22 protein-coding genes and 1 riboswitch are annotated in these 24,155 nt (G+C 70.4%); of the genes, 15 read left to right on the top strand and 7 right to left on the bottom strand.

Features of this window, described 5'->3' with window-relative positions:
* Positions 1-47 precede the first annotated feature (47 nt).
* Both STRVI_RS33880 and STRVI_RS33875 read left to right on the top strand, forming a co-directional pair.
* Positions 48-1,325, top strand: coding sequence for a sensor histidine kinase (locus STRVI_RS33880; protein WP_014060086.1), 1,278 nt, complete (start codon positions 48-50; stop codon positions 1,323-1,325).
* Positions 1,325-2,002 carry a response regulator transcription factor gene (locus STRVI_RS33875; protein WP_014060085.1) on the top strand — a complete coding sequence of 226 codons (678 nt, stop codon included), beginning with the start codon at positions 1,325-1,327 and terminating at the stop codon, positions 2,000-2,002. The genes STRVI_RS33880 and STRVI_RS33875 overlap by 1 nt, the downstream gene beginning before the upstream one ends.
* A 392-nt stretch (positions 2,003-2,394) precedes the next feature.
* Here STRVI_RS33875 and nadA read toward each other — a convergent pair whose 3' ends face one another.
* Complete coding sequence (nadA, locus tag STRVI_RS33870) at positions 2,395-3,573, bottom strand: quinolinate synthase NadA (protein ID WP_014060084.1); 1,179 nt, start codon at positions 3,571-3,573, stop codon at positions 2,395-2,397.
* A gap of 236 nt (positions 3,574-3,809) precedes the next feature.
* Between nadA and STRVI_RS33865 the strand changes: the two genes are divergently transcribed.
* Positions 3,810-4,163 carry a HesB/IscA family protein gene (locus STRVI_RS33865; RefSeq protein WP_014060083.1) on the top strand — a complete coding sequence of 118 codons (354 nt, stop codon included), beginning with the start codon at positions 3,810-3,812 and terminating at the stop codon, positions 4,161-4,163.
* A gap of 94 nt (positions 4,164-4,257) precedes the next feature.
* On the opposite strand, the gene STRVI_RS33860 is transcribed toward STRVI_RS33865, so the two are convergent.
* Positions 4,258-5,736: a hypothetical protein gene (locus STRVI_RS33860; RefSeq protein ID WP_014060082.1), complete on the bottom strand. Its 1,479-nt coding sequence runs from the start codon at positions 5,734-5,736 to the stop codon at positions 4,258-4,260.
* 91 nt (positions 5,737-5,827) lie between these two features.
* Positions 5,828-6,052 (bottom strand): hypothetical protein, encoded by a 225-nt coding sequence (locus tag STRVI_RS33855; protein ID WP_014060081.1) that lies wholly within the window; start codon positions 6,050-6,052, stop codon positions 5,828-5,830.
* Between the two features lie 171 nt (positions 6,053-6,223).
* Between STRVI_RS33855 and STRVI_RS33850 the strand changes: the two genes are divergently transcribed.
* Entirely contained in the window at positions 6,224-7,198 is a 975-nt protein-coding gene (locus tag STRVI_RS33850; protein WP_014060080.1) for a carbohydrate kinase family protein, read from the top strand.
* Between the two features lie 557 nt (positions 7,199-7,755).
* Here the strand turns inward: STRVI_RS33850 and STRVI_RS33845 are convergent.
* The gene (locus STRVI_RS33845; RefSeq protein WP_043236957.1) at positions 7,756-9,165 is read right to left on the bottom strand and encodes a cysteine desulfurase/sulfurtransferase TusA family protein; all 1,410 of its coding nucleotides are present in this window, start codon (positions 9,163-9,165) and stop codon (positions 7,756-7,758) included.
* A 1,044-nt stretch (positions 9,166-10,209) separates the two neighbouring features.
* Here STRVI_RS33845 and ctaC point away from each other — a divergent pair.
* The 4 genes from ctaC to STRVI_RS33825 all read left to right on the top strand — a co-directional run bounded on the left by ctaC (position 10,210) and on the right by STRVI_RS33825 (position 14,728).
* On the top strand, positions 10,210-11,172 hold the full coding sequence (gene ctaC, locus STRVI_RS33840; RefSeq protein ID WP_014060077.1) for an aa3-type cytochrome oxidase subunit II: 963 nt from the start codon (positions 10,210-10,212) through the stop codon (positions 11,170-11,172).
* Complete coding sequence (gene ctaD / locus STRVI_RS33835; protein ID WP_014060076.1) at positions 11,169-12,908, top strand: aa3-type cytochrome oxidase subunit I; 1,740 nt, start codon at positions 11,169-11,171, stop codon at positions 12,906-12,908. The genes ctaC and ctaD overlap by 4 nt, the downstream gene beginning before the upstream one ends.
* Complete coding sequence (locus STRVI_RS33830; RefSeq protein ID WP_014060075.1) at positions 12,905-13,303, top strand: cytochrome c oxidase subunit 4; 399 nt, start codon at positions 12,905-12,907, stop codon at positions 13,301-13,303. Before ctaD ends, STRVI_RS33830 begins: the two co-directional genes overlap by 4 nt.
* Before the next feature lie 177 nt (positions 13,304-13,480).
* Complete coding sequence (locus tag STRVI_RS33825; protein WP_043236955.1) at positions 13,481-14,728, top strand: L,D-transpeptidase; 1,248 nt, start codon at positions 13,481-13,483, stop codon at positions 14,726-14,728.
* 21 nt (positions 14,729-14,749) lie between these two features.
* On the opposite strand, the gene STRVI_RS33820 is transcribed toward STRVI_RS33825, so the two are convergent.
* Positions 14,750-15,151, bottom strand: a complete 402-nt coding sequence (locus tag STRVI_RS33820) for a hypothetical protein (protein ID WP_014060073.1) — start codon at positions 15,149-15,151, stop codon at positions 14,750-14,752.
* A 211-nt stretch (positions 15,152-15,362) separates the two neighbouring features.
* Here STRVI_RS33820 and ctaE point away from each other — a divergent pair, with 211 nt between their 5' ends.
* The 6 genes from ctaE to STRVI_RS33790 all read left to right on the top strand — a co-directional run bounded on the left by ctaE (position 15,363) and on the right by STRVI_RS33790 (position 22,625).
* Positions 15,363-15,983 carry an aa3-type cytochrome oxidase subunit III gene (gene ctaE, locus STRVI_RS33815; protein WP_014060072.1) on the top strand — a complete coding sequence of 207 codons (621 nt, stop codon included), beginning with the start codon at positions 15,363-15,365 and terminating at the stop codon, positions 15,981-15,983.
* 69 nt (positions 15,984-16,052) lie between these two features.
* Positions 16,053-16,862 (top strand): cytochrome bc1 complex diheme cytochrome c subunit, encoded by an 810-nt coding sequence (qcrC, locus tag STRVI_RS33810; RefSeq protein ID WP_014060071.1) that lies wholly within the window; start codon positions 16,053-16,055, stop codon positions 16,860-16,862.
* Positions 16,859-17,914 carry a cytochrome bc1 complex Rieske iron-sulfur subunit gene (gene qcrA / locus STRVI_RS33805; RefSeq protein ID WP_014060070.1) on the top strand — a complete coding sequence of 352 codons (1,056 nt, stop codon included), beginning with the start codon at positions 16,859-16,861 and terminating at the stop codon, positions 17,912-17,914. The genes qcrC and qcrA overlap by 4 nt, the downstream gene beginning before the upstream one ends.
* The gene (qcrB, locus tag STRVI_RS33800) at positions 17,911-19,551 is read left to right on the top strand and encodes a cytochrome bc1 complex cytochrome b subunit (protein ID WP_014060069.1); all 1,641 of its coding nucleotides are present in this window, start codon (positions 17,911-17,913) and stop codon (positions 19,549-19,551) included. The genes qcrA and qcrB overlap by 4 nt, the downstream gene beginning before the upstream one ends.
* A gap of 172 nt (positions 19,552-19,723) precedes the next feature.
* Complete coding sequence (gene trpD / locus STRVI_RS33795; protein WP_014060068.1) at positions 19,724-20,797, top strand: anthranilate phosphoribosyltransferase; 1,074 nt, start codon at positions 19,724-19,726, stop codon at positions 20,795-20,797.
* 114 nt (positions 20,798-20,911) lie between these two features.
* Positions 20,912-21,030, top strand: a riboswitch (SAM riboswitch).
* A gap of 200 nt (positions 21,031-21,230) precedes the next feature.
* Positions 21,231-22,625, top strand: coding sequence for an aminotransferase class V-fold PLP-dependent enzyme (locus STRVI_RS33790; RefSeq protein ID WP_014060066.1), 1,395 nt, complete (start codon positions 21,231-21,233; stop codon positions 22,623-22,625).
* 116 nt (positions 22,626-22,741) lie between these two features.
* Here the strand turns inward: STRVI_RS33790 and STRVI_RS33785 are convergent, their stop codons facing one another.
* The gene (locus STRVI_RS33785) at positions 22,742-23,023 is read right to left on the bottom strand and encodes an Lrp/AsnC family transcriptional regulator (protein WP_014060065.1); all 282 of its coding nucleotides are present in this window, start codon (positions 23,021-23,023) and stop codon (positions 22,742-22,744) included.
* Positions 23,020-23,754, bottom strand: coding sequence for a rhomboid family intramembrane serine protease (locus tag STRVI_RS33780; protein ID WP_014060064.1), 735 nt, complete (start codon positions 23,752-23,754; stop codon positions 23,020-23,022). The genes STRVI_RS33785 and STRVI_RS33780 overlap by 4 nt, the downstream gene beginning before the upstream one ends.
* Positions 23,755-23,908: 154 nt before the next feature.
* On the opposite strand from STRVI_RS33780, the gene STRVI_RS33775 reads away from it, so the two are divergent.
* Positions 23,909-24,154 (top strand): hypothetical protein, encoded by a 246-nt coding sequence (locus tag STRVI_RS33775; RefSeq protein WP_014060063.1) that lies wholly within the window; start codon positions 23,909-23,911, stop codon positions 24,152-24,154.
* Position 24,155 lies beyond the last annotated feature (1 nt).

Here is a 24,155-nt window from a genome sequence, read left to right as displayed (position 1 = left end):
GTACGGGCCGCCCAGCAAGCCGGGCGGCCCGCGGTGGCCCCTTACCGTTGGATTCCGTGACTCCCCTCGCCGTCGGGCCGGGTCTGGCCCGTCCGCACCGCTGGCTGTGTGCCCACCCCCGCGCCCTGGACACCCTGGTGGCGATCGGGGTCCTCGCGCTGATCCTGATCGGCGCGGTGGCCGGTCCGCGCATGCGCCACCAGCCGCTGGGCCCCTTCTTCGTCCTGCTGGCAGTCCTTGCCGCCGCCTCGCTGGTGTTCCGCCGCGATCTGCCCCGCGGGGTGCTCGCCTTCACCGTCGCCCTGACCCTCGTCGAGATCGTCACCAACGACGAGGGCCCGCCGCGCACCTCGATCGTGTTCGGGGTCGTGGTGGCGCTCTACACCGCCGCGACCCGCACCGACCGCCCCACCACGTGGCGGCTCGGCGCCGCCACGGCCGTGCTGCTCACCGGGGCCGGGATGCTCTTCGCGCTCAACCCCTGGTACTCGCAGGAGAACTGGGGCCTGTTCGCCTGGGCCGGACTGGCCGCGGCCACCGGCGACGCGGTGCGCAGCCGGCGCGCGTATATCGCCGCCATCGAGGAGCGGGCGGTCCGCGCCGAGCGCACCCGTGAGGAGGAGGCGCGCCGCCGGGTCGCCGAGGAGCGGCTGCGGATCGCCCGTGAGCTGCACGATGTCGTGGCCCATCACATCGCGCTGGTCAATGTCCAGGCCGGGGTCGCCTCCCACGTCATGGACAACCGCCCGGACCAGGCCAAGGAGGCGCTCGCCCACGTACGGCAGGCGAGCCGCTCGGCGCTGGAGGAGCTGCGCGCCACGGTCGGCCTGCTGCGGCAGTACGGCGACCCCGCCGCCCCCACCGAACCGGCACCCGGCCTCGCCGTCCTGGACCAGCTCGTGGACGGCTTCGTACGGGCCGGGATGCGGGTCCGGGTCCGGGCGCAGCCGCCGGAGGCGCTGGGCCCGCTGCCGGGCTCGGTGGATCTGACCGCCTACCGGGTCGTCCAGGAGGCGCTGACCAACGTGCACAAGCACGCCGGGCCCGGGGCCACGGCCGAGATCCGCATCGTCCGTGTCGGCGGCGCTGCCGGGAGCGCCCTGGAGGTCACGGTCGAGGACGACGGGGCCGGGACGCGGCCCGAGGGACCGGAGGGGGAGCCCCCGGCGCCCGGGGAGGAGACCGGCGGCGGCGGACACGGCCTGCTGGGCATGCGCGAGCGGGTGGCCGCGCTGCGCGGAAGCTGCGAGGCGGCACCCCTGCCCGAGGGCGGTTTCCGCGTGCGGGTGAGACTTCCTCTGCAGCCGCGTAGGGGAGGGGACTGATGACGATCAAGGTACTGCTCGCGGACGATCAGGCGCTGCTGCGCAGCGCGTTCCGCGTCCTGGTGGACTCCGAGGCGGACATGGAGGTGGTGGGGGAGGCGTCCGACGGCGCGCAGGCGGTGGAGATCGCCCGTACCCGGGGCGCCGATGTCGTCCTGATGGACATCCGCATGCCCGGTACGGACGGGCTGGCCGCGACCCGCATGATCACCGAGGATCCGCGGTTGGCGGACGTCCGGGTGGTCATGCTGACGACCTTCGAGGTCGACGAGTACGTGGTGGACTCGCTGCGGGCGGGGGCCAGCGGCTTCCTCGGCAAGGGCGCCGAACCCGATGAGCTGCTCGCGGCGATCCGCATCGCGGCCGCGGGCGAGGCGCTGCTGTCCCCGGTGGCGACCAAGGGGCTGATCGCCCGCTTCCTGGCCCAGGGCGACGGGAGCGGCGACGAGGGCGCCTACGACGCCGCACGGCTGGACGCCCTCACCGTCCGCGAGCGGGAGGTCCTGGTCCAGGTCGGGGGCGGGCTGTCCAACGACGAGATCGCCGCCCGGCTGGAGGTCAGCCCGCTCACGGTCAAGACGCATGTCAACCGCGCGATGGCCAAGCTGGGCGCCCGCGATCGCGCCCAGCTCGTGGTGATCGCCTACGAGACGGGGCTGGTCCGCGCGGGCGCCTAGGGGGGCGCCCGGCGGGCCTCTCCCCTCCCCGCCCCTTCCCGAAACTGGGGCTCCGCCCCAGGCCCCGGTCCGAGGCTCTGCCCCGGGCCCCGGACGGGGCTCCGCCCCAGGCCCCGGTCCGAGGCTCTGCCCCGGGCCCCGGACGGGGCTCCGCCCCAGGCCCCGGACGGGGCTCTGCCCCGGGCCCCGGACGGGAGTCTGGCCCGGGCCTCGGACGGGGTCTGCCCCAGGCTCCGGACAGGGGCTCTGCCCCAGCCCCCGAAACCGGGGCTCTGCCCCAGACTCCGGGGTCCGGGGCAGAGCCCCAGTTTCGGGAAGGGGCGGTGAGGGGGAAGCAGCCCGCCGCAGGCGCCACGATCGTGCGCCCCGCCCCCATCGCCGAACAACGCTGCCTACGGCAGCGCCAGCATCCGCTCCAGGGCCAGCTTGGCGAAGTGCTCCGTCTCCTGGTCGACCTGGATGCGGTTGACCACCTTGCCGGCCACCAGCGACTCCAGCGCCCAGACCAGATGCGGCAGATCGATCCGGTTCATGGTCGAGCAGAAGCAGACCGTCTTGTCGAGGAAGACGATCTCCTTGCCCTGGTCGGCGAAACGATTGGCCAGGCGCCGTACGAGATTCAGCTCGGTGCCGATCGCCCACTTCGAACCGGCGGGGGCGGCTTCCAGGGCCTTGATGATGTATTCGGTCGAGCCCACGTAGTCGGCCGCCGCCACGACCTCGTGCTTGCACTCGGGGTGCACCAGCACGTTCACACCCGGTATCCGCTCGCGCACATCGTTGACCGAGTCCAGCGAGAAGCGGCCGTGCACCGAGCAGTGGCCGCGCCACAGGATCATCGTCGCGGCGCGCAGTTGCTCGGGGGTGAGTCCGCCGTTCGGCTTGTGGGGGTTGTAGACGACGCAGTCCTCCAGCGACATGCCCATGTCGCGGACCGCCGTATTGCGCCCGAGATGCTGATCGGGCAGGAACAGCACCTTCTGGCCCTGCTGGAACGCCCACTCCAGCGCCCGCTCGGCATTGGAGGAGGTGCAGATCGTGCCGCCGTGCTTGCCGGTGAACGCCTTGATGTCGGCCGAGGAGTTCATGTACGAGACGGGCACCGTCGCCTCCGCGACGCCCGCGTCGGTCAGCACCTCCCAGCACTCGGCGACCTGCTCGGCCGTGGCCATGTCGGCCATCGAGCAGCCGGCCGCCAGATCGGGGAGGACGACCTGCTGGGCCTCGGTGGTGAGGATGTCGGCGGACTCGGCCATGAAGTGCACACCGCAGAAGACGATGTACTCGGCGTCCGGCCGCGCGGCCGCGTCCCGGGCGAGCTTGAAGGAGTCACCGGTGACATCAGCGAACTCGATGACCTCGTCGCGCTGGTAGTGGTGACCGAGGACGAAGACCTTGTCCCCGAGCTTCTCCTTGGCCGTGCGGGCGCGTGCCACCAGATCCGGGTCGGAGGGCGCCGGAAGGTCTCCCGGGCACTCCACGCCGCGCTCACTGCGGGGGTCGGCCTCCCGGCCGAGAAGCAGCAGAGCGAGCGGGGTCGGCTGCACATCGAGGGGCTGGGCGGTGGTCACGTCACGCACCCTTCTTTCTTCGCTGGGAACCCTAATCGTCAGAATGACGCTATCTATCATAGCCGCTTCACGTCACTTTGACGAGAGGCATTGTGTCGATGTGACGCATTCCGGTGCGCCCACCCGTATGCGAGCATGAAGGGCAACAGGAGATAAGCGCTGGGCCCGGAATGAATCCGGGGCGCCATTGGTTGGTTCCAACGGCAAGTAGTCCGTACGACCCGGGAGAGAAGCAGATGACCGTTCAGGACGAGACCACCGCGAGCGAGGGCATCATCCTGTCCGACACCGCCGCGTCGAAGGTCAAGAGCCTGCTGGAGCAGGAGGGCCGCGACGACCTCGCGCTGCGCGTCGCCGTCCAGCCCGGCGGCTGCTCCGGCCTGCGCTACCAGCTCTTCTTCGACGAGCGCTCGCTCGACGGCGACGTCGTCAAGGACTTCGGCGGCGTCAAGGTCGTGACCGACCGCATGAGCGCCCCGTACCTGGGCGGTGCCTCGATCGACTTCGTCGACACCATCGAGAAGCAGGGCTTCACCATCGACAACCCGAACGCCACGGGCTCCTGCGCCTGCGGCGACTCCTTCAGCTGAGCCCCCGGCACGGCGGAAAACAGCGAAACGGAAGGGGGCGGGCCCACCGGGCCCGCCCCCTTCCGCCTGTCCTGCCGCAGCTCTCGCGGCCTGCTCACTTCCGCAGCGGCACCGTCTCACCGGTGGCCCCGTCCACGACCTTCCGGCCGTCCAGCGGCTCCTTCAGCGTCACCTTCCGGTCCAGTTGCTTGGCGATGAGGATGCAGGCCCGCCCCGGATGGGTCGGCTTGCTCTTGAGCTCCAGCGTCACCTGCTTCGAGGTCTCCTTCGCGGAGACCGAGTAGGTGTTGCAGACACCGCCCCAGAAGCGCAGCGCCAGGGTCTTGTCGTCCACGCTGTACGAGGTGATGTCATCCGGCTTGGAGGTCCGCTCGCCCTTGCCCGGCCGGGTCGACGGGGAGTGGCCCGGCTCCTTGGCCTTCTTGATGAACTCCGGCTTCACCGCGGGGTAGGGCAGGGTGACCGCCACCCGGTTGGTCCCGGTCGGCTTGGTCTCGAAGATCCACGACGGCACCAGCGCCCGCCGGCCGTCCACCATGTGCGAGGCGAGGCCGAACGTCACCTTGCGCACGTTCACCTTGCCCGACGGGCCATCGCCCTTGGCCGACGTCGAGTTGAGCCGCTCCAGCGCCTGTTCCGCGCTGAGCACCGGATAGGTGTCGTCCTCCTTGGGCTTCGCCAGCGTGCCGCTGCCGCCGACCAACTGGCCGTCGGCGCCGACCTGCAGACTGGTCCCCCAGCCGTAGGTGGGCAGATCGCCCACCTTCGGATCGGCGTTCACCATCCGCACGGCGCCGTAGAGGCCACTCGCGTCCAGCTTCGCGTCCGACAGCCCGAGCGACTTCAGCACCGGCTCGGCGGCGCGCTCGGCCTTCTCCTCGGACACGGCCGCCTCGCGGCCCTCGGCGGCGCCGTTGTCACCGCGCTTGTCGCCGTCGCGGTAGGACGGGCAGCTCTTGTCGGGCTTGTCCGCCCCGTCGCCCTTGTCGGTCCGGTCGGCCTTCTCCGCGTCCGGCTTCCCGTCCGGGTGGACGCAGGACGTACCGCCCGGCGACCCATAGCGCGAGTACGACCAGCTACCCGGTCCGGTCTGGCTCACCCGCAGCGTCGGGCCGCTCGCGTCCGGGGTGCCGCCGACCTTCCAGTACCCGTGGTCGGCGCGCGGGCTGCCGGAGACGTCCAGCGCCTTCGCCAGCCGCGCCACATCGGCCTTGGTGACCTTCGGGTCGGTCAGATAGACCGGGGCCTCCTTCGGCCCGTCCGGCAGCTTGCCCATGACGACGTAGCGGCCGCCGTGTGGATCGGGCTCACCGGGCGCGATGCCCTCATTCCCGCCTCGCTCACCGCCCGGGGTGGCGTAGGCGTCCAGTGCGAGTGGCTTGGGCGCTCCGTCCTCGCCCGCCGCGCCCGGACCACGGGTGCCGCCGTCCGCCGCGGTGGAGGCCCAGTAGGCGCCGCCACCTCCGGCGACCAGCACCGCGGCCGCCACCGAAACGACGGCCAGCGGCGAGCGCCGGCGCGGCCGGGGGGTGTCGTCGGGGGTCTGCGGGGTGTCGGTGTCCTCGGTGCTCACCGTTTCGCTCCTTTGGCTCCGCTCACGTTCTACGGTCCCATCCCTCGCGAGGAGATGCCGATGAGACGGAGCCGGGGCGCGCCCGGTTCCTTCAGTCGCCGTAGTCCGACATGCCGGCCAGCAGATCGGCCGATGCCGCGGGCACGCTGATCCCCCGGATACGGGAGGCGGCGACCGGTGAGACATGCCTGGCGGGAGGCGATACGGTGACCGCCCAGTGCGGCGCCATCCGGGCACCGTCGCCGCGCAGCTCCTCCAGATACTCGGGCTCGATGGCTCCGGTGGCGGGAAGGGCGGGGCCGAGGTGCTGGGGCATGATGCCTCCTGGTCCATGGGGGTCGCCGACGCGTACCCCCGTCCACGCACCGTATTCAGCGGGTGTCGGTGAAGAAAGCCCTACTATTGGGTAGTTTCTTCCGTTCGTATGGACGGGGCTGAGCAGATAGCGTGAAGCGTCCGATCTCTCCGCCCCCGCAGGAGCGACTCCGTGCGTATTGCCGTAACCGGCTCCATCGCCACCGACCATCTGATGTCCTTCCCCGGCCGATTCGCCGATCAGCTGGTCGCCGATCAGCTGCATACGGTCTCCCTCTCCTTCCTGGTGGACACCCTCGATGTCCGCCGTGGAGGAGTCGGCCCCAACATCTGTTTCGGCATGGGCGTGCTCGGCCTGAGCCCGATCCTGGTCGGCGCGGCAGGTGAGGACTTCGCCGACTACCGCGCCTGGCTGGACCGGCACGGTGTGGACACCGCATCCGTCCATATCTCCGAGGTCAAGCACACCGCGCGCTTCGTCTGCACCACGGACGCCGATCACAACCAGATCGCGTCCTTCTACACCGGTGCCATGAGCGAGGCCCGCCAGATCGAGCTGCAGCCGGTCGCGGAGCGCGCCGGCGGCCTCGACCTCGTGCTGATCAGCGCGGACGACCCGGAGGCCATGGTCCGCCACACCGAGGAGTGCCGCTCGCGCGGCATCCCCTTCGCCGCCGACCCCTCCCAGCAGCTCGCCCGTATGGAGGGGGAGGACATCCGGCTGCTGATCGGCGGCGCGGAGTACCTCTTCACCAATGAGTACGAGGCCGCGCTGATCGAGACCAAGACCGGCTGGACCGCGGAGCAGATCCTCTCCAAGGTCGGCACCCGGGTCACCACGCTGGGCGCGCAGGGCGTGCGCATCGACCGCGAGGGCGAGGAGCCCGTCGTCGTCGGCTGCCCGGAGGAGGACCAGAAGGCCGACCCGACCGGCGTCGGCGACGCCTTCCGCGCGGGCTTCCTCTCCGGTCTGTCCTGGAACCTCTCGATCGAGCGCGCCGCCCAGGTGGGCTGCATGCTGGCGACGCTGGTCATCGAGACGGTCGGCACCCAGGAGTACGAGCTGCGCCGGGGCCACTTCATGGAGCGCCTCACCAAGGCGTACGGCGATGAGGCGGCGGGCGAGATCGCGCCCCACCTCCCCTGAACCCCGCTGGGCGCCCAGGGGGCTGTCGCCCCCTGGGCCCCGCCGCGGCCGTGGCTCCTACGGATCCGCCGTAGCCCTTGGGCCCTGCCGCGGCTCCGCGCGGCTCCGTTGCAGTCGCCCGCGCCCTGCCGAAGCTCCCCGCGACTTCGTCGTAGCTGCCCGCGGTTCCGCTGTGGTCCCCTGGGTTCCGCCTGGCTGCCCGCGGCTTCGCTGTAGTCCCTGGATTCCGCCCGGTGCCCCGCGGGTTCGTCGTAGCTCCCCGTGGCTCCGCTGTGGTCCCCTGGGTTCCGCCTGGCTGCCCGCGGCTTCGCTGTAGTCCCTGGATTCCGCCCGGTGCCCCGCGGGTTCGTCGTAGCTGCCCGCGGTTCCGCTGCAGTCCTCTGGGCCCCGCCTGGCTGCCCGCGGCTTCGCTGTAGTCCCTGGATTCCGCCCGGTGCCCCGCGGGTTCGTCGTAGCTCCCCGCGGTTCCGCTGCAGTCCCCTGGGCCCCGCCTGGCTGCCCGCCGGTTCCGCTGCGGTCGCCTGGGCCCGCCAGCGCCCAATAGGCCCCGCCGGGGCCTAGGCGCGGCGGCGGACCCGGTAGGCCACGCCCCGGTCGGCCGTCCGCTCGCCCTCGTAGGTCTGGCCCCGCATCTCGCACCAGGCCGGGATGTCCAGCCGGGCCGCCTCGTCGTCGGACAGCACCACCACCACACCGCCCACCGGCACCTCGCCGATCACCTTGGCCAGTTCGATCACCGGGATCGGGCACCGCTTGCCGAGCGAGTCGACCACCAGCGCGACCTCGGGCTCGGGCACGGGGTCCGGGGCGACGGCGGCCTGGGCAAGGTTCGGCGCACCCAGGTGCTCCCGCACCTGTGCCACCACCCCCGGCAGCACCTCCAGGAACCGGTCCACCTCCGCCTCGGCCGTACCGCGCGGAAGCGAGACCCGGACATTGCCCTCGGACAGCACCCCCATGGCCCGCAGCACATGGCTCGGGGTCAGCGTGGACGAGGTGCAGGAGGAGCCGGACGAGACCGAGAACTCCGCGCGGTCCAGCTCATGGAGGAGCGCCTCTCCATCGACATAGAGACAAGAGAAGGTCACCAGATGCGGCAGCCGCCGCTCCGGATCGCCGACCACCTCGACGTCTGGGACCAGCTCCGGCACCCGCGCCCGGATCCGGTCCACCAGCCCGCGCAGCCGCTCCGCCTCCGCGGTGGCCTCCGCCCGTACGGCCCGCAGCGAGGCGGCCGCGGCGACGATGGCGGGGAGGTTCTCGAACCCGGGGGAGCGGCCCGACTCGCGCTCGTCGGTGGGCGGGACCGTACGGAAGCGCACCCCCTTGCGCACCGCGAGCAGCCCCACCCCCGCAGGACCGCCCCATTTGTGGGCACTTGCCGTCAAGAGCGACCAATTGCCCTCCGTAGGGCCCCAGCCGAGCGACTGCGCCGCGTCCACCAGCAGCGGTACGCCCGCCGCCGCGCACTCCTCGCCCGCCTCGGCCACCGGCTGCAGGGTGCCGACCTCATGGTTGGCGGACTGCAGACAGGCCAGCGCCACCCCGCCCGGGGCCTCCCGCAGGGCCGCCGCGTACGCACCGGGCGCGACCCGCCCCGTACGGTCCACCGGGACCTCGGTGACCGTGCAGCCGTCCGGCTCATGCGCGGCCGCCGCGTGCAGCACCGAGGAGTGCTCCACGGCGGAGACGACCAGATGGCGGCCCGCGCGCCGCCGGCCCGCGAGCGCCCCCGCGATACCGTCGTACACCGCGCGTGTCCCCGAAGGAGTGAAGACGAGCTCGTCCGGGCGACACCCGACGGCCTCGGCCGCCGCCTCCCGCGCGGCGTCCAGCAGCAGCCGGGCCCGCCGCCCCTCCCGATAGAGGCGCGAGGGGTCGGCCCACCCCTCGTCGAGTGCGGCGAGGAGCGCCTGCCGGGCGACGGGGTGCAGGGGAGCGGACGAGGCCGTGTCGAAGTAGGGCACATGCGGAACGCTAGTCGCCGGGGCAGGCAAACGGACGGGCACGGCCCGCGAGGGGCACCTCCGGCGCCGCAGCCGGGAACGTGCAGGTACCGGAGCCAGGTCCACACCGCGACCGGAGCGGGGGCCGCACCGCGGCCGGAGGCGAGGTCGTGCCGGAGTCGGAGCGGGGGCCACGCCAGGTCCTGAGGCGAGGCTGCACCGCGACCGGAGCGGGGCCGCACCGTGACCGGAGCCAGGTCCGCACCGCGACCGGAGCGGGGTCCGCACCGCGACCGGAGGCGAGGTCGTGCCGGGGTCGGAGCGGGGGCCACGCCGGGACCTGAGCCGGGGCTGCACCGCGACCGGAGCGGGGCCGCACCGTGAACGGAGCCAGGTCCGCGCCGGGGCGGGAGCCGGGGTCGCACCGAGGCCGACGCCGACGCCGGGGCCGAGGTCGTACCGGGGCCGATGCCGGGGCGGGGGCCGAGGGCCGTGCCGGGCCGATGCCGGGGCCGGGGTCGCACCGAGGCCGACGCCGACGCCGGGGCCGGAGCCGGGGTCGTACCGGGGCCGATGCCGGGGCGGGGGGCGAGGGTCGTACCGGGGCCGTTGCCGGGGCGGGGGCAGGGGTTGCACTTGGCGGCAGCCGGGCCCGCGCCGGGGCCGGAGCCGGGGTCGTACCGGGGCCGATGCCGGGGCCGGAGTCGAGGGCCGTACCGGGGCCGATGCCGGGGCCGGGGCAGGGGTCGCACCCGGCGGTGGCCGGGCCCGTGGCCGGGCCCGTGGCCGGGCCCGTGGCCGGGCCCGTGGCCGGGCCCGTGGCCGGGCCCGTGGCCGGGCCCGTGGCCGGGGTGGGACCGGCCCGGAAAACGCGGCCGGAGCCCGGGATTCCACCCCTTCGTGGAGCGCCCCGGCGCGTTGGGCACCCTCCCCGCGCGACCCCAAATGGCGTCCAGTAGGGTTTGGTCCGCATAAACATCCAAACCCCTGCCCGCACTGGGCCGGCGACCGACCAGAAGACGGCCGCGGCCGACCGCGCGGGCGAGACTCTCGGGAAGGCGCTACGTGAGTCCCAACGGCTCCGACCGCTCGTCGCGGCGCCCGGTGCGGCGGAAGCTGCTGCAGGCGCTGGCCGCGGGCTTGGTCCTGGTGACCGCCACCGGTTGCACATCAAAGGACTTCCCCCGCCTTGGAATGCCTACCCCCGTCACGGAGGAGGCGCCGCGGATCCTCTCCCTGTGGCAGGGCTCGTGGGCGGCAGCGCTCGCCACGGGCGTCCTGGTCTGGGGCCTGATCATCTGGGCGGTTATCTTCCACCGTCGCAGCAGGACCAAGATCGAGGTTCCCGCGCAGACCCGGTACAACATGCCGATCGAGGCGCTGTACACCGTGGTCCCGATCATCATCGTCTCGGTGTTGTTCTACTTCACCGCACGCGATGAGAACGCGCTCCTCAAGACCTCCAAGAAGCCCGACCACGTGGTCAACGTGGTGGGCTATCAGTGGAGCTGGGGCTTCAACTACATGGAGAACGTGGACGGGAGCACCGCCAGTCCGAAGCAGGAAGCCAAGGAGATCTCCTCGATCCCCCAGCGCATGCTCAACGCCGTCCCCAAGGGCGCCGAGGGGGTCTACGACGCCGGCACCCCCGGTGAGCGGAACCCGCAGACCGGCAACCCGGGTCCGACCCTGTGGCTGCCGAAGGGCGAGTCGGTCCAGTTCATCCTGACCTCCCGCGATGTCATCCACTCGTTCTGGGTGATCCCCTTCCTGATGAAGATGGACGTCATCCCGGGTCACACCAACCGTTTCGAGGTCACCCCGAACCGCGAGGGCACCTTCAGGGGCAAGTGCGCCGAGCTGTGCGGCGTCGACCACTCCCGGATGCTCTTCAACGTCAAGGTCGTGTCGCCGGAGCGCTACCAGCAGCACCTCAAGGACCTGGCGAAGAAGGGCCAGACCGGCTACATCCCGGCGGGCATTGAGCAGACGGACGCCGCCAAGAACGCGGAGACCAAGATCCAGTGAGCATCCTCAACGAACCCCAGGGTGCCGGTACGACCGCTTCGCAAGAGCGGGAGATTCCGGTGCGTCGGAAGCAGCCGGGCAATGTCGTCGTCAAGTGGCTGACCACCACCGACCACAAGACGATCGGCACGCTCTACCTCGTCACGTCGTTCGCGTTCTTCTGCATCGGCGGCCTGATGGCGCTCCTCATGCGCGCCGAGCTGGCCCGTCCGGGCACGCAGATCATGTCGAACGAGCAGTTCAACCAGGCGTTCACCATGCATGGCACGATCATGCTGCTGATGTTCGCCACCCCGCTGTTCGCGGGCTTCACGAACTGGATCATGCCGCTGCAGATCGGTGCGCCCGATGTGGCGTTCCCGCGGCTGAACATGTTCGCGTACTGGCTGTATCTCTTCGGCTCGCTGATCGCGGTGGGCGGGTTCCTGACCCCGCAGGGCGCGGCCGACTTCGGCTGGTTCGCCTACTCCCCGCTGTCGGACGCGGTCCGTTCGCCGGGTGTCGGCGCGGACATGTGGATCATGGGTCTGGCCCTCTCCGGCTTCGGCACGATCCTCGGTGCGGTCAACTTCATCACCACGATCATCTGCATGCGCGCTCCGGGCATGACGATGTTCCGCATGCCGATCTTCACCTGGAACGTGCTGCTGACCGCGGTGCTGGTGCTGCTCGCCTTCCCGGTGCTGGCCGCCGCGCTGTTCGCCCTGGAGGCGGACCGAAAATTCGGGGCACATGTCTTCGACGCGGCCAATGGCGGCGCGTTGCTCTGGCAACACCTCTTCTGGTTCTTCGGCCATCCAGAGGTGTACATCATCGCGTTGCCGTTCTTCGGCATCATTTCCGAGGTCATTCCGGTCTTCTCCCGGAAGCCGATGTTCGGTTACATCTCCCTGATCGCCGCGACGATTTCGATCGCCGGTCTCTCGGTGACGGTGTGGGCGCACCACATGTATGTCACCGGCGGAGTGTTGTTGCCGTTCTTCTCGTTCATGACGTTCCTCATCGCGGTGCCGACCGGTATCAAGTTCTTCAACTGGATCGGCACGATGTGGAAGGGGTCGCTGAGCTTCGAGACCCCGATGCTCTGGGCGATCGGCTTCCTGATCACCTTCACCTTCGGTGGTCTGACCGGTGTGATCCTGGCGTCGCCGCCGATGGACTTCCACGTCTCCGACTCGTACTTCGTGGTGGCCCACTTCCACTACGTGGTGTTCGGCACCGTGGTCTTCGCGATGTTCGCCGGATTCCACTTCTGGTGGCCCAAGTTCACCGGCAAGATGCTGGACGAGCGGCTCGGCAAGATCACCTTCTGGACGCTGTTCGTGGGCTTCCACGGCACGTTCCTGGTGCAGCACTGGCTGGGCGCCGAGGGCATGCCCCGCCGGTACGCCGACTACCTGGCGGCCGACGGCATCACCACGCTGAACACCATCTCGACCATCAGCTCCTTCCTGCTGGGCCTGTCGATCCTGCCGTTCCTCTACAACGTCTGGAAGACCGCCAAGTACGGCAAGAAGGTCGAGGTCGACGACCCCTGGGGCTACGGACGTTCGCTGGAGTGGGCGACCTCCTGCCCGCCGCCGCGGCACAACTTCCTCACCCTGCCGCGGATCCGCTCCGAATCCCCGGCGTTCGACCTGCACCACCCGGAGATCGCGGCGCTCGACCAGCTCCAGAACCACGGTGCGCCCGACGAGGACAAGGCCCTCGCGGGTGGTAAGGAGGCCGGCAAGTGAAGGTCCAAGGCCGGATGTTCATCTGGCTGGCCGTCTTCGTCCTCGTCATGGCGATCGTCTATGGCGTGTGGTCGAAGGAGCCGGCCGGTACCACCGCGCTCTTCCTGGCCTTCGGGCTGAGCATCATGATCGGCTTCTACCTGGCCTTCACGGCGCGCCGGGTGGACGTCGGGGCGCAGGACAACAAGGACGCGGATGTCGCGGACGACGCCGGTGAGCTGGGATTCTTCTCCCCGCATAGCTGGCAGCCGCTCTCCCTGGCCGTCGGTGGTGCCCTGGCCTTCCTGGGCGTGATCTTCGGCTGGTGGCTGCTCTTCTTCTCGGCCCCGATCGTCATGATCGGTCTCTTCGGCTGGGTCTTCGAGTACTACCGCGGCGAGAACGCCAACCAGTAACCGGCCAGTCGGCCGACGCGACCGGCGAAACGAGCGGGGCCCGGACACCTCCCCAGGTGTCCGGGCCCCGCTCGGTGTTGCCGGCCGGGCGCCGGGCCATGGTCCCGGTGGGCCGCCGGTTCACCCTGCTGCCTCACTCCGCGCGCCGTTCACGGACGCCGTTCTTACGTTGAGTCCATGAGCCACACACCTCGATCACTCCGAAGCCGGGCGGTGCTGACCTGCGCCCTGCTGGTGGCGCCGCTGATAGCGGGTGTGAGCGGATGCGCGGGATCTCCCGACCCCCTGTCCGCCAAGCCGTACGACGCCGCCGACCAGATCTCGTTCAGCGGTGACGGCGACGGCCGCAAGGCCGATCCGGACAAGCCGCTCGAAGTCACCGCCAAGGGCGACGACAGCCGGATCACGGATGTCACGGCCACCGACGCCGCGGGCCGCTACGTCCGCGGCGAGCTGGCCGACGACGGCAAGCACTGGCGCAGCACCGTGCCGCTGGCCGCCGGCGCCCACTACACGCTGAAGGTGTCCACGGAGGACTCCAACGGCGCTCCTGGCCGCCGTACCGTCGACTTCACCACCAGTTCCGCCCGTCGGCTGCTGAAGGTCACCTTCGGCCCCAAGGCGGGGGAGTACGGGGTGGGGCAGCCCGTCACGGCCAAGCTGAGCCGGCCCGTCAAGGACCCCTCGGCCCGCGCCGTGATCGAGCGCGCCCTGAAGGTGGACTCACGGCCCGCGGTGGAGGGCGTCTGGCACTGGGTGGACAGCCGCAACCTGCACTACCGCCCGCAGGAGTACTGGCCCGCCCACGCCTCCATCACGGCGCACTCCAACCTCAAGGGCATCAGGATCGGCGGCGGGCTCTACGGCGGCGATGCCAAGTCGCTGCGGGTGACCACCGGCGACCGCCTGGAGGCCCTCACCGACTCCGGCACCCACCAGATGACGGTGAAGCGGAACGGGGTGCCGATCCGGACCATCCCGATCACCACCGGTATGCCCGGATTCGACACCCGGAACGGCATCAAGGTCGTCCTGGCCAAGGAATCCGCCGTACGGATGACGGGCGCCAGCATCGGGCTCGGCGCCGGCTCCTACGACCTGATGGTCTACTGGGCCGCCCGGGTGACAAAGAGCGGTGAATACGTCCATGCCGCGCCCTGGTCCACCGGTTCGCAGGGCTACGCCAACGTCAGCCACGGCTGCACGGGCATGAGTACGGCGAACGCCCAGTGGTTCTACAACACCGTGCGCCTGGGTGACATCGTCCAGGTCGTCCACAGCAACGGAGACGACATGGCCACGTTCAGCAACGGGTACGGCGACTGGAACATGGCCTGGGCGGACTGGCGCAAGGGCAGCGCCGTCTCCGGCGGCCGGTCCGACGCCACGCCCGCCGACTCCGCCCGGCTCCGTCCCCAGGTCTGAGCAGGGGTGCGGACGGTGAGGTCAGGCGCCCACGGAGAGCCGCCTGCGGAGCAGCCCGGCCAGCGCGTCCGCCAGGGCCACCGGGTCCACCGGATGCGTGACCGCGGCCTCCGCGCGGCTCCAGGTGGCCAGCCAGGCGTCCTGCGGGCGGCCGATGAGCAGCAGTACCGGCGGGCACTGGAAGATCTCGTCCTTGATCTGCCGGCAGACGCCCATCCCGCCCGCGGGCGCCGTCTCACCGTCCAGCACACAGGCGTCGATGCCGCCCTCCTCCAGCGCCGAGAGAACGGCCGGGAGGGTGGCGCACTCCAGAAATTCCACCGGTGGCACATCGGCGGCGGGCCGCCGGCCGGCCGCGAGGCGCACCTGTTCGCGGGTGCTCGCGTCATCGCTGTAGACCAGCACCGTTGCGATCGGCCGCATCATGACCTCCGGGCGAAGTAAGTGATCTGCCGGGCTCCTGTGGCGGATGCTACTCCCGTACAGCCGTCCGGAGGAGGGGGCGTACGGATCTCTCCCTCCTTCGGGGGACTGTCCCGAACAACCCCGACGAGCAGGGTCGATGCCCTCGCCACGGTCCTTGACACTCCGAACGGGACCCCCGGGAGTGAGTGCTGGATAAGCGACCGACATAATGTCGGTCGTGGCGACAGCAACAGCAGTAGAAACCGGGCACGCGCACCCGTCGGTCAACCGGCCGAACCTCACCAGCGTCGGAACCATCATCTGGCTGAGTTCCGAGCTGATGTTCTTCGCGGCCCTCTTCGCGATGTACTTCACCCTGCGATCGGTGACCGGAGCCGAGCACTGGAAGGAAATGGCGTCCTCGCTGAACTTCCCGTTCTCCGCGACCAACACCACGATCCTGGTGCTCTCCTCCCTCACCTGCCAGCTCGGCGTCTTCGCCGCCGAGCGCGGCGACGTGAAGAAGCTGCGCACCTGGTTCGTGATCACCTTCATCATGGGCGCGATCTTCATCGGCGGTCAGATCTTCGAATACACCGAGCTGGTCAAGAAGGATGGGCTCTCGCTCTCCTCCGACCCGTACGGCTCGGTGTTCTACCTGACCACCGGCTTCCACGGCATGCATGTGACGGGCGGCCTGTTCGCCTTCCTGTTTGTCCTGGGCAGGACGTACGCGGCCAAGAGGTTCACCCACCAGCAGGCGACGGCGGCCATCGTCGTGTCCTACTACTGGCACTTCGTCGATGTCGTCTGGATCGGCCTCTTCGCCACGATCTACATGATCAAGTAAGCCGGTCACCGCACCGGAACCACGTCCTTAACAGCATCGACGCAGAAGATCCTGACACCGGGGTAATCCGTGAAAAAGCTCTCCGCACGACGGCGCCATCCGCTGGCTGCGCTCGTCGTCCTACTCTTCGCGCTGGCGGTCACTGGGGGGCTGTACGCCGCGTTTTCGCCGAGCGAGGCGAAGGCCGACGACAGCTCCGCCCAGTCCCTCGCCATCGAGGAGGGCAAGAAGCTCTATGCCGTCGGCTGCGCAAGCTGCCATGGCACGGGCGGTCAGGGGACCTCTGACGGCCCGAGCCTGGTCGGCGTCGGCTCCGCCGCCGTGGACTTCCAGGTCGGCACCGGCCGTATGCCCGCGCAGCAGCCGGGCGCCCAGGTGCCGAAGAAGAAGAAGATCTACTCGGACGCCGATATCGAGCAGCTCGCCGCCTACATCGCCTCGCTCGGTGCGGGTCCGGTGACGCCCGCCAAGAGCGAGTACAGCCCGGACGGCGCGGACGTGGCGAAGGGCGGGGAGCTCTTCCGTACGAACTGCGCGCAGTGCCACAACTTCGCCGGCAAGGGTGGTGCCCTGACCAACGGCAAGTACGCACCGGGCCTCGACGGGGTCAGCGCCAAGCATCTCTACGAGGCCATGCAGACCGGCCCGCAGAACATGCCGAACTTCCCCGACACCGTGATGCCGGCGAAGAACAAGCAGGACATCATCGCCTACCTCGACACGGTCAACAGCGACAAGAGCAAGACCCCCGGTGGCCTCGAGCTCGGCGGGCTCGGCCCGGTGAGCGAGGGTCTGTTCGGCTGGGTCTTCGGCATGGGCGCGATGATCGTCCTCACCATCTGGGTCGCCGCCCGGACCGCAAAGGCCAAGAAGTCATGAGTAGCCACGAGATTTCAGAAGCAGAAGACAAGCTGCCGGAAGAGCGAGGGGCCGAGAGCGCCGTAAGGCCGGTCGAGGACCCGTTCGCCGACCCGGGGCTGCCCCCGCACGAGCACCGTGTGCAGGACATCGACGAGCGGGCCGCGCGGCGCTCCGAGCGCACCGTCGCCCTGCTCTTCACGGTCTCGATGGTGGCCACGATCGCCTTCATCGCCGCGTATGTGGCGCTGCCGGTCGACAAGTACATCTACGTCTTCCCGATCGGGCACATCAGCGCGCTCAACTTCGCGCTCGGTGTGACGCTCGGCATCGCGCTGTTCGCCATCGGCGCGGGCGCGGTCCACTGGGCCCGCACCCTGATGTCCGATGAGGAGATCGCCGACGAGCGGCACCCCATCGAGGCCAGCCCCGAGGTGAAGGCCAAGGTCCTCGAGGATTTCGCGGCCGGCGCCAAGGAGTCCGGCTTCGGCCGGCGCAAGCTGGCCCGCAACACCCTCTTCGGCGCGCTCGCGCTGGTGCCGCTCTCCGGCGTCGTGCTGCTGCGCGACCTCGGTCCGCTGCCGGGCACCAAGCTGCGGCACACCAAGTGGGCCAAGGGCAAGCGGCTGATGAACTACAACACCATGCAGCCGCTGCGCCCCGAGGACATCACCGTCGGTTCGCTCACCTTCGCCATGCCCGAGGGCATGAGCGAGGACCAGCACGACTTCCAGACGGAGATCGCCAAGGCGGCCCTGATGCTGGTCCGGCTGCAGCCGGAGAACATCAAGGACAAGCACGAGCTCGACTGGTCGCACGAGGGCATCGTCGCGTTCTCCAAGATCTGCACCCACGTCGGCTGCCCGATCAACCTCTATGAGCAGCAGACGCACCACGTCCTGTGCCCCTGCCACCAGTCGACCTTCGACCTCTCCGACGGTGGCCGAGTGATCTTCGGTCCGGCCGGTCACGCGCTGCCGCAGCTACGGATCCGGGCCAACGACCAGGGGTACCTCGAAGCCATGGGCGACTTCCCGGAGCCCGTCGGTCCTGCTTACTGGGAGCGCGGATGAGTACTACAAGCGACAGCGGTGCGCAGCAGCGCCGCGGCAAAGCGCCCGCGGGCGAGCGGGTCGCCGACTGGGCCGATGGCCGGCTGGGCATCTACGGCCTGGCCAAGGCCAATATGCGCAAGATCTTCCCGGACCACTGGTCCTTCATGCTGGGCGAGGTCTGCCTCTACAGCTTCATCATCATCATCCTCACGGGTGTGTACCTGACGCTGTTCTTCCACCCCAGCATGGAAGAGGTCACGTACCACGGCCCGTACGTCCCGATGCAGGGCGTCAAGATGTCCGAGGCGTTCGCCTCGACGCTCGACATCAGCTTCGAGGTGCGGGGCGGTCTGCTGATCCGGCAGATCCACCACTGGGCCGCGCTGGTCTTCCTGTGCGGCATGTTCACGCACATGATGCGCGTGTTCTTCACCGGTGCGTTCCGCAAGCCGCGTGAGATCAACTGGCTCTTCGGCTTCCTGCTGTTCTTCCTCGGCATGCTGACCGGCTTCACCGGCTACTCGCTCCCCGACGACCTGCTCTCCGGCACCGGTCTGCGGTTCATCGAGGGTGTGTTCCTGTCGATCCCGGTGGTCGGCACCTACATCTCGATGTTCATCTTCGGCGGCGAGTTCCCCGGGATGGACCTCATCCCGAGGCTCTACCCGGTCCACGTCCTGCTGTTGCCGGGCATCATGCTCGGCCTGCTGGTGGCGCACCTGATCCTGGTCTTCTACCACAAGCACACGCAGTACCCCGGGGCCGGAAAGACCGAGAAGAACGTCGTCGGCATGCCCCTGCTGCCGGTCTACATGGCCAAGGCGGGCGGCTTCTTCTTCCTGGTCTTCGGTGTGATCGCGGTCCTCTCCGCGGTCGCGACCATCAACCCGGTCTGGACCATCGGTCCCTACCGGCCCGACCAGGTGTCCACCGGCGCCCAGCCCGACTGGTACATGGGCTTCGCCGAGGGTCTGGTCCGCGTGATGCCCGGCTGGGAGATCACCGCCTGGGGTCATACGCTCGTCCTGGGCGTGTTCATCCCGATCGTGCTCTTCCCGCTGGTCCTCTTCGCGATCGGGCTCTACCCGTTCATCGAGACCTGGATCACCGGCGACAAGCGTGAGCACCACATCCTGGACCGCCCGCGCAACGCCCCGACCCGTACGGCCTTCGGTGTCGCCTGGCTGACCGCGTACTTCGTGATGCTGATCGGTGGCGGTAACGACCTGTGGGCCACCCACTTCCACCTGTCGATCAACTCGATCACGTGGTTCGTGCGGATCGGCTTCTTCGCCGGCCCGGTCCTGGCGTTCATCGCCACCAAGCGGATCTGCCTCGGCCTCCAGCGGCGCGACCGCGACAAGGTGCTGCACGGCCGCGAGACCGGCATCATCAAGCGGCTGCCGCACGGTGAGTTCGTCGAGGTCCACGAGCCGCTCGCGCAGGAGCAGTTGCATGTGCTGACCCAGCACGAGCAGCCCGAGCCCTACGAGATCGGCCCCGAGACCGACGAGAACGGGGTCAAGCGGAAGGTGACGCCCGCGCAGCGGGTCCGTTCGAAGCTCTCCAAGGGCTACTACGGCGAGGACAACGTCATTCCGAAGCCGACCCGCGAGGAGTACCACGAGATCACCAGCGGCCACGGCCACCACTGATCTCCGCCGTACCGCTCTCGCACGTCTCTGACGCCACAGACCAGGGCCCCGGCCCGGACCACACGGTCCGGCCGGGGCCCTGGTCGTGCTGCCGATAGGCTGGCCGCGGGCCGCGGGCCGCTGACGTGCGCGGCCCCTTCCCTGCCCACCCCCACGGATCCAGGAGCGGACCATGGACGTTGTGACCCCCGCCGGAGGCGACAGCACCGCGACGGCCCGCACCTGGCCGGACGTACTGAGCTCGCTCATCGCCGGCCTGGACCTCGATGCCGACGACACCGCCTGGGCCATGGACCGGATCATGCGGGGCGAGGCCACCGACGCGCAGATCGCCGGTTTCGCGATCGCGCTGCGCGCCAAGGGCGAGACGGTCTCCGAGGTGGCCGGTCTGGTGCGGGCCATGTACGAGCACGCCAAGGTGATCGAGGTGCCCGGGGCGACCGTGGACATCGTCGGCACCGGCGGCGACCGCGCCAGGACCGTCAATATCTCCACCATGTCCGCGCTGGTCGTCGCCGGTACCGGCGCGCGGGTCGTCAAGCACGGCAACCGCGCCTCGTCCTCCGCCAGCGGCGCCTCCGACGTACTGGAGAAGCTCGGCGTCAACCTGGACATCACCCCGGAGCGGGTGGTCGAGGTCGCGGAGGAGGCGGGGATCACCTTCTGCTTCGCGGTGAAGTTCCACCCGTCGCTGCGGCATGTCGCCTCGGCCCGCCGCGAGCTGGGCGTCGCCACCCCGTTCAACCTGCTCGGCCCGCTGACCAACCCGGCGCGGGTGAAGTGCCAGGCGACCGGGGTCGCCGATGCCCGGATGGCGCCCATCATCGCCGGGGTGCTGGCCGAGCGGGGCTCCTCCGCGCTGGTCGTCCGCGGCGACGACGGGCTGGACGAGCTCACCGTGACCACGACCTCCCAGGTGTGGGAGGTCCGGGGCGGCGCCGTGCGCCAGGAGACCCTCGACCCCCGGGACGTGGGCATCGAGCGGGCCCCCATGGAGGCCCTGCGCGGCGCGGATGCCTCGTACAACGCCGATGTGGCCCGCCGGCTGCTGGCGGGCGAGCGGGGCCCGGTGCGGGACGCGGTGCTGCTGAACTCGGCGTCGGCGCTGGTGGCGCTCGAGCCGGAGCCGGGGGACAAGCCCCTGGCGGAGCGGATCGCGGCGGGTGTCGCGCGGGCCGCCGAGTCGATCGACTCGGGCGCGGCGCGCGACGTCCTGGAGCGGTGGGTACGGGCCACCCACGCCTAGGCGTTGCCCTTACGGTTGGGCGTTGCCCTTACGGTGCCCATGTTCCGTCCGTGCCCTGTCCGGGATGCGGACAGGGCATGGGCGCTGCCGTATGGCATGGCATACTCCTGACCAGGTCACGAGTGACAGCGACTACGGCCCCGGCCCGCTGTCCGGCAACCCTCCGTCCGTGGCGGGGTGCCCCGGGTGATGACCAGGCCGCCAGGCAGCGAGGCCGGCGGCAAGCGCGGACCCCTCGCACTAGGGGTCCTGGTGGTCGAGGGAGTTCTTCCGTGATGCAGCGAATGCGCTAGGGCCGAGCGGCCCGTTTCCCCCTGTGCTCCGTGCGGTGTGGCCGTGCGTCGAGCGACTTTCCGCGCCCTGACGGCCGGCTCACCGCCGTCTTTGTGCGCGTCACGCATTCTCACGCCTTCGACCCCCGGGAGACTTCGCCATGTCCGCGCGCCCTTCTGTCATCGCTTCCGCCGCCTCCGCCGCTTCGTCCGTCGCCGCCTGTGAGCCGCTGCCCGTGCTGGGCGGCGATGTCCTGGTGCCCCTGGTCACCGGGGGCGAGGTGACCTACGCGGCGCTCGACTACGCCGCCAGCGCCCCCGCGCTGCGGCGGGTCTGGGACGACATCGCCGCCTACGCGCCCTACTACGGCAGCGTGCACCGCGGGGCGGGCTACCTCTCGCAGCTCTCCACCGACCTCTTCGAGAACAGCCGTAAGGACGTCGCCGCCTTCCTCGGCTGCCGCGAGGACGACCAGGTCGTCTTCACCCGCTCCACCACCGATTCGCTCAACCTCCTGGCCGCCGTGGCGCCGCGGGGCACCGAGGTCTTCGTCTTCGAGACCGAGCACCACGCCTCGCTGCTGCCGTGGGAGCAGCGGGAGGACGTCACCGTCCGCTACCTCAGCGCCCCGCGCTCCCCGCGGCAGGCGGTGGAGACGCTGGAGAAGGCGCTCGCGGGGCGCGCCGAGGGCCCGGCGCTGGTCTGCGTGACCGGCGCGTCCAATGTGACCGGTGAGCTGTGGCCGGTGCGGGAGCTGGCCGCGGCCGCGCACGCCCACGGCGCCCGTATCGTCCTGGACGCCGCGCAGCTCGCCCCGCACCACCCCGTGGACATCGCGGCGGCCGACGTCGACTGGGTGGCCTTCTCCGGGCACAAGCTGTACGCCCCCTTCGGCGCCGGTGTGCTGGCCGGGCGCGCGGACTGGCTGCGGGCGGCCCGGCCGTATCTGGCGGGCGGTGGCGCCAGCCGTAAGGTGACGCGCAGGGACGACGGCGGTGTCGACGTCGAGTGGCACACCACCGCCGCCCGGCACGAGGCGGGCTCGCCGAACGTCATCGGCGTCTACGCGATCGCGTCGGCGTGCAGGGCGCTGACCGAGGCCGGTTTCGAGGGCCTGGTCGCCCGTGAGCGGGAGCTGATCGAGAAGGTGCGGGCGGGGCTGGCCGAGGTGCCCGAGGTGCGGGTGCTCTCGCTGTTCGGCGACGACGCCCCCCGGGTCGGCGTGCTGTCGTTCGTGGTGGAGGGCTGGAACAGTTCCCACTTCGCGGCGGCGCTCTCCGCGGAGTACGGCATCGGCGTACGGGACGGGCTTTTCTGCGCGCATCCGCTGGTCCGCACCCTGCTGGACAGCGAGCCCGACGAGCCGGGCGAATGCGGTGCGCCCGAGGCCGCGCCGGGGGAGCGCTCGCTGAACGCGATCCGGGTCAGCTTCGGGGCGGGCACCCCGGACGAGCATGTGGAGCGGTTCGTCGGCGCCGTGAAGGAGCTGGTGCGCGAGGGTGCCCGGTGGAGCTACCGCACCGAGGACGGCCGCTGCGTCCCGGACCGCGGCTGAGCCCCTGGGCCCGGGGGCGGCGCGGCTGAGGGAGCCGCTGGGCCCGGGGTGCCGGGGCTGAGGGAGCCGCTGGGCCCGGGGGATGCCGGGGCCCGGGGCGCTGGGAGGGGGTGGCGCTAGCCGTCCAGGCCGATGGCGAACGCCGCCTCGAGGTCGTGCTGGGAGTACGTCCGGAAGGCGATGTGCGTCTCGGTGGAGGCCACCCCCGGCAGCTTGCTGATCTGGCCGGTGATGATGTCCGCGAGGTCGTCGTGCCGGGCCACCCGCACCATCGCGATCAGATCGTGCGCGCCGGTGACCGAGTAGACCTCGCTCACGTTCTCCAGCGCGGCGATCTTCTCGGCGGTCTCCGGAATCCGGTCCACGCTGGTCTTGATGAGCACGATCGAAGTGATCACGGCTGGCTTTCTCCCTCACTGGCCCTGGCTGCGCCGCCCACTCTAGCCCTCCGCCCGAACCGCCCCCACGCGTAGAGAAAGCCGAGCGTGAAGCCCACGAGATGGGCGAGATAGGCGACGCCGGGGCGGTCGTCGGCCTGCCGGGCGGCCAGCCACTGGAGGGCCACCCAGAAGATCAGCACCGCCCAGGCCGGAAAGCGCAGCGGCAGAAAGAACAGAAACGGAAAGAGACTGGTCACCCGGGCCCGGGGAAACAGCCACAGGAAGGCGCCGAGTACCCCGGAAATGGACCCGGAGGCGCCCACCAGGGTCTGGGCGGAGTCGGCGTGCGCGGCGGCGTAGCCGAGCAGCGCCAGATAGCCCGTGACGAGGTAGAAGACGGCGAACTGGACTCGTCCCATCCGCTCCTCGGTCATCGCCCCGAAGACGTAGAGAAACAGCATGTTGCCGAGCAGATGCAGCCAGTTCCCGTGCACGAACAGCGCGGTCAGCGGGGCGAGCGGCTGATCCGGGGCGCCGCTCCACAGGGCGCTGGGCACCACTCCCCAGCGCTCGAAGTACGTGGACTGGGCCTCCACCAGCCGCCCGCCCGTGCCATAGCCGGGGTTGAGCCCCGAGGCCGGTCCGATGACGAAGAGCAGGCAGCAGCTCACGATCAGGCCGTATGTCACCCACGGGCGGCCGTGCCCCGCCATCCAGGGGCGGTCGCGCCCCGACGACGTCTCGATCATGGTCAGATCATTCCGTACCGGGCGCAACCTCCACAGAGCGCCTCGCCGCGCTCTCGCCCGGGACGCGGGCGGGACGGGCCCGGCGCGGGGCAAGGCTCAGGCCGTAGGGTTACAGGACGCCGCCGACGAGCCGAGAAGCGAGGACCCCGCAATCATGGCCGTGCCCCTGCCGACCGACCAGACCCGCTGGCGTTGCACACTGTGCGGCAATCTCACCCGGTTCGATGTGACCCGCTCGACCAGAGCCGTGGAGTATGTGCATCTCGACTTGGCCGGGGAACCCAGTGTCGAGGAACGCGAGGTGCTCAGTGAGACCATTGAGTCAGTGCGCTGTCGTTGGTGCAACGCGGTCGACCAGGTAGAACTCGTGGACCGTCCGAGCACCGGCCTGAGCGCCTGAG

It is taken from the genome of Streptomyces violaceusniger Tu 4113 (genome assembly GCF_000147815.2).
Lineage (GTDB): Bacteria > Actinomycetota > Actinomycetes > Streptomycetales > Streptomycetaceae > Streptomyces > Streptomyces violaceusniger_A.
This window is presented reverse-complemented; position numbering and strand designations above follow the sequence as displayed.